The 13,658-nt window shown below is 58.9% G+C and carries 14 protein-coding genes; 10 read left to right on the plus strand and 4 right to left on the minus strand.

Annotated features, from left to right (window positions below):
• Nucleotides 1-315 precede the first annotated feature (315 nt).
• From brnQ to JTY93_RS08025, 3 genes are all read left to right on the plus strand, one after another.
• Complete coding sequence (brnQ, locus tag JTY93_RS08015) at nucleotides 316-1,629, plus strand: branched-chain amino acid transport system II carrier protein (protein ID WP_205475589.1); 1,314 nt, start codon at nucleotides 316-318, stop codon at nucleotides 1,627-1,629.
• Nucleotides 1,630-1,894: 265 nt separating this feature from the next.
• On the plus strand, nucleotides 1,895-2,635 hold the full coding sequence (locus JTY93_RS08020; protein WP_169994334.1) for a DUF599 domain-containing protein: 741 nt from the start codon (nucleotides 1,895-1,897) through the stop codon (nucleotides 2,633-2,635).
• Nucleotides 2,632-3,033, plus strand: coding sequence for an MAPEG family protein (locus JTY93_RS08025; protein WP_205475588.1), 402 nt, complete (start codon nucleotides 2,632-2,634; stop codon nucleotides 3,031-3,033). Before JTY93_RS08020 ends, JTY93_RS08025 begins: the two co-directional genes overlap by 4 nt.
• Nucleotides 3,034-3,108: 75 nt before the next feature.
• Here JTY93_RS08025 and JTY93_RS08030 read toward each other — a convergent pair whose 3' ends face one another.
• Nucleotides 3,109-3,360 carry a hypothetical protein gene (locus JTY93_RS08030; RefSeq protein WP_205475587.1) on the minus strand — a complete coding sequence of 84 codons (252 nt, stop codon included), beginning with the start codon at nucleotides 3,358-3,360 and terminating at the stop codon, nucleotides 3,109-3,111.
• 158 nt (nucleotides 3,361-3,518) lie between these two features.
• Here JTY93_RS08030 and JTY93_RS08035 point away from each other — a divergent pair, with 158 nt between their 5' ends.
• The 4 genes from JTY93_RS08035 (at nucleotide 3,519) to JTY93_RS08050 (ending at nucleotide 7,366) form a co-directional block, all read left to right on the plus strand.
• Nucleotides 3,519-3,995 carry a PaaI family thioesterase gene (locus JTY93_RS08035; protein WP_205475586.1) on the plus strand — a complete coding sequence of 159 codons (477 nt, stop codon included), beginning with the start codon at nucleotides 3,519-3,521 and terminating at the stop codon, nucleotides 3,993-3,995.
• Complete coding sequence (locus tag JTY93_RS08040; protein ID WP_205475585.1) at nucleotides 3,992-4,456, plus strand: PaaI family thioesterase; 465 nt, start codon at nucleotides 3,992-3,994, stop codon at nucleotides 4,454-4,456. The genes JTY93_RS08035 and JTY93_RS08040 overlap by 4 nt, the downstream gene beginning before the upstream one ends.
• Nucleotides 4,457-4,545: 89 nt before the next feature.
• The gene (gene htpG, locus JTY93_RS08045) at nucleotides 4,546-6,450 is read left to right on the plus strand and encodes a molecular chaperone HtpG (RefSeq protein WP_205475584.1); all 1,905 of its coding nucleotides are present in this window, start codon (nucleotides 4,546-4,548) and stop codon (nucleotides 6,448-6,450) included.
• Between the two features lie 187 nt (nucleotides 6,451-6,637).
• Complete coding sequence (locus tag JTY93_RS08050) at nucleotides 6,638-7,366, plus strand: dienelactone hydrolase family protein (RefSeq protein WP_205475583.1); 729 nt, start codon at nucleotides 6,638-6,640, stop codon at nucleotides 7,364-7,366.
• A 97-nt stretch (nucleotides 7,367-7,463) separates the two neighbouring features.
• Here the strand turns inward: JTY93_RS08050 and JTY93_RS08055 are convergent, their stop codons facing one another.
• Both JTY93_RS08055 and JTY93_RS08060 read right to left on the minus strand, forming a co-directional pair.
• Nucleotides 7,464-8,330 carry a pirin family protein gene (locus JTY93_RS08055; RefSeq protein WP_205475582.1) on the minus strand — a complete coding sequence of 289 codons (867 nt, stop codon included), beginning with the start codon at nucleotides 8,328-8,330 and terminating at the stop codon, nucleotides 7,464-7,466.
• A 64-nt stretch (nucleotides 8,331-8,394) separates the two neighbouring features.
• The gene (locus tag JTY93_RS08060; protein ID WP_205475581.1) at nucleotides 8,395-8,811 is read right to left on the minus strand and encodes an OsmC family protein; all 417 of its coding nucleotides are present in this window, start codon (nucleotides 8,809-8,811) and stop codon (nucleotides 8,395-8,397) included.
• Between the two features lie 143 nt (nucleotides 8,812-8,954).
• Between JTY93_RS08060 and JTY93_RS08065 the strand changes: the two genes are divergently transcribed.
• The 3 genes from JTY93_RS08065 (at nucleotide 8,955) to JTY93_RS08075 (ending at nucleotide 12,256) form a co-directional block, all read left to right on the plus strand.
• Complete coding sequence (locus JTY93_RS08065; protein WP_169994319.1) at nucleotides 8,955-9,959, plus strand: amidohydrolase family protein; 1,005 nt, start codon at nucleotides 8,955-8,957, stop codon at nucleotides 9,957-9,959.
• 67 nt (nucleotides 9,960-10,026) lie between these two features.
• On the plus strand, nucleotides 10,027-10,491 hold the full coding sequence (locus JTY93_RS08070) for a DUF3859 domain-containing protein (RefSeq protein ID WP_205475580.1): 465 nt from the start codon (nucleotides 10,027-10,029) through the stop codon (nucleotides 10,489-10,491).
• Between the two features lie 139 nt (nucleotides 10,492-10,630).
• On the plus strand, nucleotides 10,631-12,256 hold the full coding sequence (locus JTY93_RS08075; protein ID WP_205475579.1) for a methyl-accepting chemotaxis protein: 1,626 nt from the start codon (nucleotides 10,631-10,633) through the stop codon (nucleotides 12,254-12,256).
• Nucleotides 12,257-12,431: 175 nt separating this feature from the next.
• Here the strand turns inward: JTY93_RS08075 and fabB are convergent, their stop codons facing one another.
• The gene (gene fabB / locus JTY93_RS08080) at nucleotides 12,432-13,652 is read right to left on the minus strand and encodes a beta-ketoacyl-ACP synthase I (protein ID WP_092234675.1); all 1,221 of its coding nucleotides are present in this window, start codon (nucleotides 13,650-13,652) and stop codon (nucleotides 12,432-12,434) included.
• Nucleotides 13,653-13,658 lie beyond the last annotated feature (6 nt).

The raw sequence follows: 13,658 nt of genomic DNA on the forward strand, positions 1-13,658 counted from the left end.
TCGCGAATGCGGTGTATCAGTTGATACATTCAGTGCTGACCCACCGCATTCGCGAGCAAGCCCGCTCCCACATTTGTTCGTATTGTTAAGTTAAGTATGAAAACGCGACATCAAAGTGTCGCTTATCGGACAGTCCGCCCCGCAACAGTGCGTTTGTCAGGCAATTTCTGTACGCTTGCCGCCTCTTTATGCGCCTGCATCCCAAAAGGAAGCCGCGTGCTAGACCGGCCGGTCCCCATAAGGGCCGGTAGCATTTCCCTCATCCATAGGGAATCCCTCTCTAAATTCCGATTCAGTAGTGTGGTATTTCCTCAAATGAAAGTGTTGAAAAACCAGGATATCCTGGCGTTGGGCTTTATGACTTTTGCCCTGTTCGTGGGCGCCGGCAACATCATCTTCCCGCCTATCGTCGGTTTGCAGTCCGGGCCTCATGTCTGGATGGCAGCACTGGGCTTCCTGATCACTGCGGTCGGCCTGCCGGTCGTCACGGTCATCGCCCTGGCCAAGGTCGGCGGTGGCATGGACGCATTGAGCAGCCCCATCGGCAAGGTCGCCGGTGGCATCCTGGCTGCAGCGTGCTACCTGGCTGTCGGCCCGCTGTTCGCCACGCCACGTACTGCAACGGTCTCGTTCGAAGTAGGGCTGGCGCCGTTGACGGGTGAAAGCCCGCTGGCACTGTTCCTCTACAGCTCGGTGTATTTCCTGCTGGTGTTCTTCATCTCCCTGTACCCAGGGCGCCTGTTGGATACCGTTGGCCGTTTCCTCGCGCCATTGAAGATCATTGCGCTGGCGGTACTGGGTATCGCAGCCTTTGCCCTGCCTGCAGGTGATATCGGCGTTGCTACGCCTGAATACGTTGCCGCACCGTTTTCCCAAGGCTTTATCAATGGCTACCTGACCATGGATACCCTGGGCGCGCTGGTGTTTGGCATCGTCATCGTCAACGCCATTCGCTCCCGTGGCGTCGAGTCTCCACAGTTGATCACCCGCTACGCAATCATTGCCGGGCTGATTGCCGGCGTGGGCCTGGCGCTGGTGTATATCAGCCTGTTTCGCCTCGGTTCGGGCAGTCATGAAGTGGCTGCCGGCGCAGCCAACGGTGCAGCGGTATTGCACGCTTATGTGCAACACACCTTCGGCTCCCTGGGCAGCGGTTTCCTCGCAGTGCTGATCTCCCTGGCGTGCCTGGTGACGGCGGTGGGCCTGACCTGTGCCTGCGCCGAGTACTTCAGCCGAGTGCTGCCACTGTCCTACAAGACCCTGGTAGTGATCCTGGCCGCGTTCTCGCTGCTGGTCTCCAACCTGGGCCTGACCAAGCTGATTGCGTTCTCGATTCCGGTACTGACCGCCATCTATCCGCCGTGCATTGTTCTGGTGGCCCTGAGCTTCTGCAAGGACTTCTGGCATGAGCATGGCCGCATCCTTGGCCCGGTGATGCTGGTGTCGTTCATCTTCGGTACCATCGACGCGCTCAAGGGCGCTGGCCTGGCCGGTTGGATGCCTGCGCAAATGGCTAACCTGCCATTGAGCGAGCAAGGCCTGGCATGGCTGGTACCTTGTGTGATTACCCTGGTGGCTGCATTCGGGGTTGACCGTATGCTGGGCAAACGCAGCGAAGCCATCGCCTAAAGCGAGCTGTTATCCGCAGACAACGAAATGCCCCGTATCAATCGATCCGGGGCATTTTTTATGGGCGATGGGCAGTGTCTTTTTTTGTGGGCTAACGTCGAACGGGTACGCAATTCTAAAGCTCAAGCGCGGCGGGTGTAGGAACTGGCTTGCCAGCGATAGCGGTATATCAGTCGGCCTGATACTGACTGAAAGGACGCCATCGCCGGTAAGCCGGCTCTTGCAGGTGACCGAGTGAGCCAGCCCTATTGTTTAGAGGACCCGCATGTCGTTCGTCGAAGCCAACCTGATCCACTTGCTTGCTGCGCTATGGTTTGTCATCTGCTGGGGCGGCTATACCCGCTATGCCAGCTGGAAAGCCCGGGACACGGCCTGTCTCGCCAGTGTGCTGCACCTGTATCGCGAGGACTGGATGCGCCGCATGCTCCTGCGGGACAACCGCATTGCCGACGCCAGTGTGATCGGCAATCTGGAGCGCAACGCCTCGTTCTTTGCCTCCAGCACCCTGATCATCCTCGCCGGTATCCTCACTGTGCTCGGGGCTTCGGAGCGCGCCGTCTCGCTGCTGGCGGACATTCCCATGGTGCAGCAGGCGTCCCAGGGCATGTCGGAGATCAAGCTGCTGTGCCTGGCCCTGGTGTTTGTCTACGCCTTCTTTACCTTCAGTTGGTGCATGCGCCAGTACAACTTCGCGGCGATCCTGATTGGCTCGGCGCCGATGGTCGGGGAGCGTCACGTCTCCGAGCAAGAGCGCAAGGCGTTTGCCTCGCGGGCAGCGCGGGTGATCTCCATGGCTGCCAACCAGTTCAACTTCGGTCTGCGTTCCTATTACTTCGGCATGACCATGCTTGCCTGGTTTGTCAGCCCCTGGCTGTTCATGCTGATGAGCAGTGGGGTGGTGCTGGTGTTGTATCGTCGGGAATTTCATTCCGACGTTCTGGAGGTCATGGTCTATACCCCTACAGAGGCGCCGATGCCTGAAGCGACCAAGGAGGCTATATCGTGAGTATTCCGTTCTGGTGTGTATTTATCAGCGCAGTGCTGATTTTCGTGGCGCGGATGCCGGTGGGCAAGGCCATGAAAGAACAGGGTGGGTATGACAACCATCTTCCCCGCAATCAACAGGCGCAGTTGACCGGCTTCGGTGCGCGGGCGGTGGCCGCTCATCAAAATAGTTTTGAAGCGTTTATCTTATTTGCGGCGGGAGTCTTGATGGCCCATACCACTCAGACCCAGGGCTACCTGATTGACTGGCTGGCGATCATCTTTGTGATTGCGCGGGTAATCTATCTAGCCTGCTATTGGGCCGACTTGGCGTGGCAACGCAGCCTGGTGTGGTTGGTGGGGTTGCTGTGCTCACTATTGTTGATGCTTAGCCCTACATTTCGCACTTTGCTGATCTGATAAAAATTCCCGCACAAAGTAAAGCCCGTTATCTAAGCGGGCTTTCTTTTGCAACATGGTATTTAAACCGCGGTATCAGGAACCGGTTGCAGGTGTAGCTGGAGCAGCTTCTTTAGCGGCGGCTGCGTCAGATTCAGCTTGGGCTTTGGCGGCTTCGGCGTTTTCTTTTGCAGCGTCGTTCACTTTATCCTGAGCTTCGCTCATTTTTTCTTGAGCTTGTTCAGCATGCTGGGTGGCATCCTGAGCTTTGTCCTCGGATTTTTTATCGCAGGCAGCGAGGCCAAGGGCGGCAGCCAACATCAAGGAAACAGCGAAAGTCTTGCGCATGGGGTGTTTCTCCTTATTGAAGATATCTAGTGGCCTTTCGAGCACGGGGTGCCTGCATTAGTTCCTTTAATCCCACAGATATATAAGACGTTTCGCCAAGGAACTTTCTTCCGGGGTATTTCTTTCGCCGGATCACTACTAATAAGAGTCTTTATCGAATGACCGATACCCCCCTTTTTGAGCGTGCCGCACGTTTTGTCTCGGCCTTGCGTCACTGTCAGGTGCTGGGCATCGAGGTGCATGATACGAGCGCCGAGGGCATGACCTTGCGCTTGCCCTACAGCCCGCAGATCGTCGGCGATCCACAAACCGGGATCATCCATGGCGGCGCCTTGACCTCGCTGATGGACACGGCCTGTGGCATGGCCACCCTGTGCGTGCTGCCGGAGTTCGAGGTCTGCCCGACCCTGGATCTGCGCATTGACTACATGCACCCGGCCGAACCGCACAAGACGGTGTTTGGCTTTGCCCAATGTTACCGAGTGACCAGCGACGTGATTTTCACCCGTGGTTTTGCTTACCAGGACGACCCCCAGCAGCCGATTGCCCATGTGGTGGGTACGTTCATGCGTATGGGCAAGCGATTGAAGGGCACCAAGGGACTGGGCAGTAGCATCAAGGGAGAACAGGCATGACCCACCAATTCAAGACCCGGATGCAGCAGGCCCACCAACGCGGCGACTATAAGGCGTTGCTCGAGCTGATTCCCTACGCGCGTCTGATCGGCGTCGAGTGCACGCGCCTGGGGGATGAACTGTTGTTCCGCATGCCGGCCAACAAGGACAATATTGGTAACCCGATATTGCCAGCTATCCATGGTGGCGTGATCGCGGGTTTTATGGAGTTGTCGGCGGCCTTTCACCTGTGGGTGGCCACGGGTACCCCAGGGGTTGAAAAAGGCCTGCCCAAGATCGTCGATTTTTCCCTGGATTACCTGCGGGCCGGGCAGTTTCGTGACACTTACGCCACCTGCCAGGTATGGCGTCAGGGACGGCGGGTGGCCAATGTGGCAATCACCGCCTGGCAAAGCACCCCAGCCGAGCCTATTGCCACCGCTCGTGCGCATTTCAAGATTCAGGAGCAGGGCCACCCTTGAAATCCTGGTCTTAGCCCCCAACTTTGATGACAACCCGCCGCCAACCCTCTCGGGCGCGGCCACTGCCATCCAATTGGAGTTTGATGACCATGAGTGTGGAAACTCAAAAGGAAACCCTGGGCTTCCAGACCGAGGTGAAGCAGCTGCTGCACCTCATGATCCATTCGCTGTATTCCAACAAGGAAATCTTCCTTCGCGAATTGATCTCGAACGCCTCTGACGCTGTCGACAAATTACGTTTCGAAGCCCTGTCCAAGCCTGAGTTGCTGGAAGGTGGCGCGGAACTGAAAATCCGTGTGAGCTTCGACAAGGACGCCAAGACCGTCACCCTCGAAGACAACGGCATCGGCATGAGCCGTGAAGACGCGATTACCCACTTGGGCACCATCGCCAAATCCGGCACCGCTGATTTCATGAAGAACCTTTCGGGCGACCAGAAGAAAGATTCGCACCTGATCGGTCAGTTCGGCGTGGGCTTCTACTCGGCCTTTATCGTCGCTGACAAAGTTGAAGTGTTCAGCCGTCGCGCCGGTCTCGACGCCAGCGAAGGCGTGCACTGGTCCTCCAAAGGCGAGGGCGAATTCGAAATCGCCACCGTCGACAAGGCTGATCGCGGTACCCGCATCGTGCTGCACCTAAAATCCGGTGAAGACGAATTCGCCGATGGTTGGCGCCTGCGCAACATCATCAAGAAGTACTCCGACCATATCGCGCTGCCCATCGAACTGCCGAAAGAACAAGCGGCTGCCGAAGGCGAGGAGACGCCAGCCCAGGAATGGGAAGTGGTCAACCGCGCCAGCGCTCTGTGGACCCGTCCGCGCACTGAAGTGAAGGACGAGGAATACCAGGAGTTCTACAAGCACATCGCCCATGACTACGAAAACCCGCTGAGCTGGAGCCATAACAAGGTTGAAGGCAAGCTGGAATACAGCTCGCTGCTGTACGTCCCGGCCCGTGCTCCGTTCGACCTGTACCAGCGCGAAGCGCCCAAGGGCCTGAAGCTGTACGTACAGCGCGTATTCGTAATGGATCAGGCGGAGTCCTTCCTGCCGCTGTACCTGCGCTTTATCAAGGGCGTGGTGGACTCCAACGACCTGTCGCTGAACGTGTCGCGGGAAATCCTGCAGAAAGACCCGATCATTGACTCCATGAAGTCGGCGTTGACCAAGCGTGTGCTGGACATGCTGGAAAAGCTGGCGAAGAACGAGCCTGAGCAATACAAAGGCTTCTGGAAAAACTTCGGCCAGGTCATGAAAGAAGGCCCGGCAGAAGATTTTGCCAACAAGGAAAAAATCGCCGGCCTGCTGCGTTTTGCTTCGACTCAAGGTGAGGATGGCGAGCAGGTGGTGTCCCTGGCCGAGTACCTGGCGCGCGCCAAGGAAGGTCAGGACAAGATCTACTACCTGACTGGCGAAACCTACGCCCAGGTCAAGAACAGCCCGCACCTGGAGGTCTTCCGCAAGAAAGGCATCGAAGTGCTGCTGCTGACCGACCGTATCGACGAGTGGCTGATGAGCTATCTCAGCGAGTTCGACGGCAAATCCTTTGTCGACGTGGCCCGTGGTGACCTGGACCTGGGTAACCTGGATTCGGAAGAGGACAAAAAAGCCGCTGAAGAGGTGGCCAAGTCCAAAGAAGGCCTGGTTGAACGCATCAAGACCGCCCTGGGCGATGCTGTCAGCGAAGTACGGGTTTCCCACCGTCTGACCGATTCCCCGGCGATCCTGGCCATCGGCGAGCAGGACCTGGGCATGCAGATGCGCCAGATCCTCGAAGCCAGCGGGCAGAAGGTGCCGGATTCCAAGCCGATCTTCGAATTCAACCCGGCTCACCCGTTGATCGAGAAACTCGACGGCGAGCAGAGTGAAGAGCGCTTTGGCGACCTGTCGCACATCCTCTTCGACCAGGCGGCCCTGGCCGCAGGGGACAGCTTGAAAGACCCGGCCGCTTATGTGCGCCGACTGAACAAGCTGTTGGTTGAACTGTCGGTTTAACAACGTTGCAAGAAAACCCCGCTTCGGCGGGGTTTTTCGTTATGGCTCCACTGTAGGCGCGAGCTGGCTCGCGAAAAACGTGTGATCACCGCGTTCACTCAGCATTTGCGCGTTATCGTTGACGTTCTTCGCGAGCAAGCTCGCTCCTACAGGGAACCGCGTTAATCCATTCTCACTGGAGAAAATGATGAGCCAAGTCACCGTGCGTTCCGTGGTCTATCAGATTGATGGCCAGCCTTATGAAAGCCGCCTGGCCTTCGACGCCAGCCACAAGGGCCCGCTGCCGGGTCTGTTGATGGCGCCGAACTGGATGGGCGTCAGCGCCGGCGCCGAAGAGATCGCCAAGGCCGTAGCCGCCAAGGGCTATGTGGTGTTGATCGCCGATCTGTATGGGCAGCAGGTGCGCCCGTCCAATGGCGATGAGGCCGGGGCGGCGATGATGCCGTTGAAAAATGACCGTGGGCTGCTGAACACGCGCATGCAGGCGGCCTTTGAGCAACTGCAAGGCCAGGTCGAGGCCGCTGTCGATACCTCGAAGCTGGCGACCTTTGGCTTCTGCTTTGGCGGTTGCTGCGCTTTGGAGTTGGCGCGTACCGGAGCGGCGTTGAAGGCTGCGGTGTCGTTCCATGGCACCCTGGATACGCCAAACCCGGCGCACGCGAAGAATATCAAGGGGTCAGTGCTGGTGTTGCATGGTGCTAGCGATCCGTTGGTGCCCAGAGAGCAGTTGCCTGCATTTGAAGATGAGATGAACGCGGCCGGTGTGGATTGGCAATTGCTCAGCTACGGCGGCGCGGTGCATTCGTTCACCGATCCCCATGCCAATGTGCCGGGCAAGATGATGTACGACGCCAAGACGGCTGGTCGGGCGTTCCAGGCGATGCATAATTTGTTGGATGAAGTGTTCGGGGGCTGAGTCTTCAGCGCCTGTCAGGGCCTTATCGCGGGCAAGCCCGCTCCCACACTTACGGTGTTCACAAATCAACATGTGGGAGCGGGCTTGCCCGCGATAGCTACCTCACAGGCAACTCGATTCTCCCGCTTTCCCCCGGCACCGTCGGCCAATCCCCGGCCGCCCAGCGCTGACGCGCCTGTTCGATCAACGCCGGATCACTGGCGACAAAATTCCAATTGATCCGCCGTGGCCCATCCAGTGGCGCGCCGCCGAAGACCACCAGGTGGCATTCGGTCTCGGCAAACAGCGCCATGCTCTGGCCTGCCGGTAGCACCACCAGGCTATGGGCCTGCACCGGTTCGCCGTCCAACTGCGCTTCACCGTCGAGCACGTACACCGCCCGTTCCTCATGTTCATCAGGAATCAGCAGGGTGGTGGCGGTTTGCATATGAACCTCGGCATACAGCGTCGGCGACAGCACGGGCACCGGTGACTCCAGGCAGAAGCCACTGCCGGCGATCATGCGGATCGTCACGCCGAGGTTGTCACTGACCGGCAGGCTGATGGCGGGGTGATGGCTGTAATGCCCCGGTCCCTGCTCATGGGCCTTGGGCGATGCCAGCCACACCTGCAGGCCATGCAGGTTGAAACCCTTGGCCTTGAGCTCGTCGGGCGTGCGTTCGACGTGGGCAATCGCGCTGCCTGCAGTCATCCAACTGACATCGCCGGCCTGCACCACTTGGTCGGAGCCGAGGCTGTCCCTGTGCAGCAGTTCGCCTTCAAACAGGTAGGTGAGGGTAGATAAACCGATATGCGGATGCTGGCGGATATTCATGCCGCTGCCGGGCGCGTAGCGGGTCTGGAGCATATGGTCGAAAAACACGAAGGGCCCAACGCTGCGGCATTCTCGCGAGGGCAGGGGGCGCAGGATTGGTTGGCCTTCCACATCTTCTGGGCGCGGGCGAATCACGGTCACGGTGGTCATGGAGCATCCCTGTCTGAGCGGGTTCGTAGGGCTTGAGCATAACCCGCCAGACAGGAAGCAGGTGTTATTGGCTGAACGCGCCTTCGGCGAGCTTGGTATCGATGCTGATCTCGGCGGTGGTCATCAGTTTATGCACCGGGCACTTGTCGGCCACGCGATGCAGTTCAGCGCGCTGCTCGTCGGTGAGCACGCCCTTGAGGGTCAGCTTGACGTTAAGTTTGTATTTGCCCTTTTGCTCCTCGCTGCTGTCATGGGTGACTTCCACGGTCACGCCAGTCAGAGGGATGTCTTTTTTCTGCGCATACAGCTTGACGGTCAGGGCTTTGCAGGAGGCCAGCGCGGCGTCGAAGTAATCGTGAGGCGAGGGCGCCGAGTCGTCGCCACCCAGGCTCTTGGGCAGGTCGGTAAACAGCTCGTGGTTATTGATGTTGACGCTATGGCGAAAATTCTCGGTGTTCAGCGTATTGACGATAACGGGCATGGTAAACCTCACTAGGTGGCAGGATGAACGTCATGCAGTTATAGAGCATGCTGGCATCTGAGTGTTCCGCGTTTTTTTTTGCCGGATGAACCCCAGCAAGCTACCGGCGGTCTACCTCACTTAACCTGGATTGAGGTTTTACCGTGCCCTGGACCCGCCTGACCCTTGCCCTGTTGCTGAGCGCCAGCAGCGTCGCCGTGCACGCCCGCGACTATGCCTACAGCGACGCGCACCTGCATTACGTCGACTTCTTCCAGGAGACGGCCGGCATGGACAAATTGCTCAAGGCCATGGCTGACAATCGCATCGAACATGTGATGATTTCCGGCGTGCCTGTGGCGAAGAAATGGCATGAAGACGAGCCCAAGCGCCCGCGCTATTACGCTGGTGATGATGCCGATGCCTACTGGTACAGCGCCACCGATGTGATCGTCGCCGCTGCGGTCAACAAGCTGACCCCCGAACAGCGCCAGCATTTCCATCCGTTCCTCAGCGGCTTCAACCCTAACGACAAGAACTCCGAGGCCCATATCCAGCGCATGCTCGACCTCAATCCAGGCCTGTGGCAGGGCATCGGAGAGGTCTTCACCCGCCACGATGACCTGACAGCACTGACTTCTGGAGATACGCCGCGGGCCAATAACGAGGCCATGACGCGGATCTATCACCTGGCCGCCGAGAATGACCTGCCGGTGTTGGTGCATTCCAACATCACCTCCAAGCGCGAGCGCAATCCCCTGTATCTGGCAGAAATCGAAGAGCCACTGCGCAATCATCCGCATACCCGATTTATCTGGGCCCATGCCGGTACCAGCATGGAGATCCACCGGCACCAGACGCAGCTGGACTTCCTGTTGCCGACCCTGAGCCGGATGCTGGAGGCTTATCCCAATCTCTACGTCGACCTGTCCTGGAGCGTGCTCACGCCCTACTTGCTGGATGAGGCGGGAAAGCCGCGGCCTGAGTGGCTGAAGCTGGTAGAGCGCTTCCCGGAGCGTTTTATGCTGGGGTCTGATGTTGTAGGGCGGTTCAACAAGTTGGGTAAGGAAATGCGCAGCTTCAATCCCTTCCTCGATGCCTTGCCAGAAGATGTTGCGCGAAAAGTTGCGCGGGACAATTTTCTCGCGATCTTGCCCAAGGCGCGCTGATCGGGTTTGTCATCGTCCCGTCATACCGGTGTCATAAGCTCCCGCCATCTCACTCAAGGAGCCCACTATGCACCTCACCCGTTTAAGCGCCCTGACGGCATTGATGATGATCAGCAGCTTTGCCAGCGCCGAAGTCCGTATTGAAGGCCCAGTGGAATTTGGCGTGTTTGAAGGCCCCAAAGCCGAACTGCAGTCGGGCGAACGCGTGTTGCGGCGCAGCAACGAGCAGATCCAGGCCACCACCGAGGTGCCGGCCAAGCTGGGCACCAAGTTCGGCCTGCGTTATCAATTGCTGGGCAAGGTCGCCGAAGATACGCCGCTGACCTTGCTCTACTTCACGCCTGGCATCCGCACGGCCGATGGCCAGCGCCATGATAAATTCGAAGTGACCCAGAAACTGGTGCCCGGCGCGCCACAGGACATGATGGCCTATGAGTTCACCGAAAGCCACGAAGTGGTGCCGGGTGAGTGGCGATTCATGGTGTTTCAGGGCGATCGCCTGCTGACTCAGAAGAGCTTTACCGTGCGCTGAACCGCCACAGCTATGGACTAGGTAGATAAAGGCGTTTTGATATCGCGTTTTCGTCTTACGCAAAAAGTCGAAGACGCCGATACCTTTCAAGAGCAACTCGCTGCAGGTGGATGCAGCGCTTTTGAAAGGAATCAGCGCAATGAGTATCAGAAGTCTCAATATCGCTCCGCGTGCAGGCCTGGGTTTTGGATTGTTGGCGTTGATGGTGTTTGTGCTGGGCGGGTTCGCCTTGCTGCAAATGGGCAATATGCGCGAGCAGTCGGACCAAGTGGAAACCAACTGGCTGCCCAGCGTGATGGCAGCCGGCGAAATGAATCAGGACCTGCTGCGCATACGCGCCTTGACCTTGCGCCTGCTGATCAACCGCGATCCTTCGGCGGTGACACAGAATGAGCAAAAAATCATTGATATCAAAAAGCAGCTGCACACCGCGCAGTTGTTGTATGAGGCGTTGATTGTCCTGCCCGAAGATCAGGTGCTGTTTGACCGCTTCAAGGTCGAGCAGCAACAGTATCTGCAACGCCAGGAACAGGTCATGGCGCTTTCCCGGCAGAATCAGTTGGAAGGCGCGATCAAGGTGGTCAACGGCGAGATGAATCATCTGGCCGATACCTTGGCCGGCACCCTTGGCGAACTCGTCACTCTCAACAAAGTCAGCGCCAACCAGGCGGCCGCACTGGCCCAGCAAGTGTTCAGTGAGTCGCGAGTCTGGGTGATTGGCATGATCGCCGTGACCGCGCTGATTACCATCGCCCTGGCCGTTTTGTTGACCCGTAGCATTGTGTTGCCACTGGCGCAGTCTGTGAGGGTCGCCGAGGGGGTCGCCAGCGGCGACTTGACTGGCGAGATCACCGTCAGCGGCAAGGACGAGCCAGCGCGCCTGCAACAGGCGCTCAAGAGCATGCAGCAAAGCCTGCGTGAGACGATCCGGCGCATTTCCGACTCTTCCAACCAACTGGCCTCGGCTTCCGAGGAGCTCAGTTGTGTCACCGAAGATGCCACCCGCGGCCTGCACCAGCAAAGCCAGGAAATCGAACAGGCCGCCACGGCGGTCAACCAGATGACCGCTGCGGTGGAGGAGGTGGCCAGTAACGCGGTGGCCACCTCACAGGCCTCGCGTGAATCCGATCGCATTGCCCAGCACGGGCGTGAGCAGGTGCACAAGACGGTGCTGTCGATTGAATCCCTGGCCGACGATGTAACCGCCAATGCCACCCAGGTCGAGGACTTGGCGCAGAAGGTGTATGGCATCAGCAAGGTATTGGATGTGATCCGCGCGATTGCCGAGCAGACCAATCTGCTGGCGCTGAATGCGGCGATCGAGGCGGCGCGGGCCGGCGAGGCCGGGCGTGGTTTTGCGGTAGTCGCCGATGAAGTGCGGGCCCTGGCCCATCGCACCCAGCAATCGACCCAGGAAATCGAGCAGATGATCGGCGGGATTCAGCAGGGCACCGATCTGGCAGTCAGTTCCATGCAGCAGAGTAATGGCCGCGCGCGTGCGACCCTGGACATTGCCAAGTCAGCGGGCACTGCGTTGGAGGAGATTGCCTCGGCGTTCACTCTGATCAACGAGCGCAACCTGGTGATCGCCAGCGCGTCGGAGCAGCAGGCGGCGGTGGCGCGGGAAGTGGACCGCAACCTGATGAATATCCGCGACCTGGCGATGCAGACATCGGCGGGGGCGAATCAAACCAGTGCGGCGAGCCAGGAGTTGTCGCGATTGGCGGTGGACCTGAACAGCATGGTGGCGCGGTTTTCGGTGTAGGGCTGAAGATCGCCATCGCAGGCAAGCCAACTCCCACACTTGACCGAGTTGGAATGCGATCAGTGTGGGAGCTGGCTTGCCTGCGATGAAGGCGACACGGTCTAGCGTTAACCCCGCCCAATAAAAAACGCCCCGAACCAGTCGGGGCGTTTTCATATGCACAACCTGCGGGGTATTACTTACCCTGCCAGCGTTTCAGCACCAAGGTGGCATTGGTGCCACCAAAGCCGAAGCTGTTGCTCATGACCGTGTTGATGGTGGCATCTTCACGGGTCTTGGTCAGGATCGGCATATCAGCAACGGCTGGGTCCAGCTCTTCGATGTTGGCCGAGCCCGCCATGAAGTTGCCTTCCATCATCAGCAGGCAGTAGATCGCTTCGTGAACGCCAGCGGCGCCCAGGGAGTGACCCGACAGGCTCTTGGTGGAGCTGATGGCCGGAGCCTTGTCGCCGAATACCGCACGCACGCCTTCCATTTCCTTGGAGTCGCCCACCGGAGTGGAGGTGCCATGGGTGTTCAGGTAGTCGATTGGCGTATCAACGGTGGCCATGGCCATCTGCATGCAGCGGATGGCGCCTTCGCCGCTTGGCGCAACCATGTCGTAGCCGTCGGAAGTTGCGCCGTAGCCGACGATTTCCGCATAGATCTTCGCGCCACGGGCCAGGGCGTGTTCCAGCTCCTCGACCACCACCATGCCGCCACCGCCGGCGATCACGAAACCGTCACGCTTGGCGTCGTAGGCACGGGAGGCTTTTTCCGGGGTTTCGTTGTACTGGGTGGACAGTGCGCCCATGGCGTCGAACAGGAACGACTGGCTCCAATGTTCTTCTTCACCGCCACCGGCGAATACGATGTCTTGCTTGCCCAACTGGATCTGCTCCACAGCGGTACCAATGCAGTGGGCACTGGTGGCGCAGGCGGAGGAGATCGAGTAGTTCACGCCCTTGATCTGGAATGGTGTGGCCAGGCACGCGGAAACGGTGCTGCCCATGGTCCGCGTGACGCGGTACGGACCAACGCGCTTGACGCCTTTCTCGCGCAGGATGTCCAGCGCTTCCATCTGGTTCAAGGTCGACGCGCCGCCGGAGCCAGCGATCAGGCCGGTGCGCACGTTGGATACCTGGTCGTCGCTCAGGCCGGAGTCGGCGATTGCGTCTTTCATGGCCAGGTAGGCATAAGCTGCGGCGTGGCCAACGAAGCGATAGATCTTGCGATCGATCAGTTCTTCGAGGGGGAGGTCGATGGAGCCGGAAACCTGGCTACGCAGACCCATTTCGGCATATTCCGGGTTGAAGCGGATGCCAGGGCGACTTGCACGCAGGTTAGCGGAGACGGTCTCTTTGTCATTGCCCAGGCACGAAACGATGCCCAGACCAGTGATAACGACGCGGCGCATGCGGAT

This window comes from Pseudomonas hygromyciniae (assembly GCF_016925675.1).
GTDB lineage: Bacteria > Pseudomonadota > Gammaproteobacteria > Pseudomonadales > Pseudomonadaceae > Aquipseudomonas > Aquipseudomonas hygromyciniae.

Coding starts and splice junctions, on each gene's coding strand:
- brnQ (WP_205475589.1), top strand. CDS start 316: ATGAAAGTGTTGAAAAACCAGGATATCCTGGCGTTGGGCTTTATGACT.
- JTY93_RS08020 (WP_169994334.1), top strand. CDS start 1,895: ATGTCGTTCGTCGAAGCCAACCTGATCCACTTGCTTGCTGCGCTATGG.
- JTY93_RS08030 (WP_205475587.1), bottom strand. CDS start 3,360: ATGCGCAAGACTTTCGCTGTTTCCTTGATGTTGGCTGCCGCCCTTGGC.
- JTY93_RS08035 (WP_205475586.1), top strand. CDS start 3,519: ATGACCGATACCCCCCTTTTTGAGCGTGCCGCACGTTTTGTCTCGGCC.
- JTY93_RS08040 (WP_205475585.1), top strand. CDS start 3,992: ATGACCCACCAATTCAAGACCCGGATGCAGCAGGCCCACCAACGCGGC.
- htpG (WP_205475584.1), top strand. CDS start 4,546: ATGAGTGTGGAAACTCAAAAGGAAACCCTGGGCTTCCAGACCGAGGTG.
- JTY93_RS08050 (WP_205475583.1), top strand. CDS start 6,638: ATGAGCCAAGTCACCGTGCGTTCCGTGGTCTATCAGATTGATGGCCAG.
- JTY93_RS08055 (WP_205475582.1), bottom strand. CDS start 8,330: ATGACCACCGTGACCGTGATTCGCCCGCGCCCAGAAGATGTGGAAGGC.
- JTY93_RS08060 (WP_205475581.1), bottom strand. CDS start 8,811: ATGCCCGTTATCGTCAATACGCTGAACACCGAGAATTTTCGCCATAGC.
- JTY93_RS08070 (WP_205475580.1), top strand. CDS start 10,027: ATGCACCTCACCCGTTTAAGCGCCCTGACGGCATTGATGATGATCAGC.
- JTY93_RS08075 (WP_205475579.1), top strand. CDS start 10,631: ATGAGTATCAGAAGTCTCAATATCGCTCCGCGTGCAGGCCTGGGTTTT.
- fabB (WP_092234675.1), bottom strand. CDS start 13,652: ATGCGCCGCGTCGTTATCACTGGTCTGGGCATCGTTTCGTGCCTGGGC.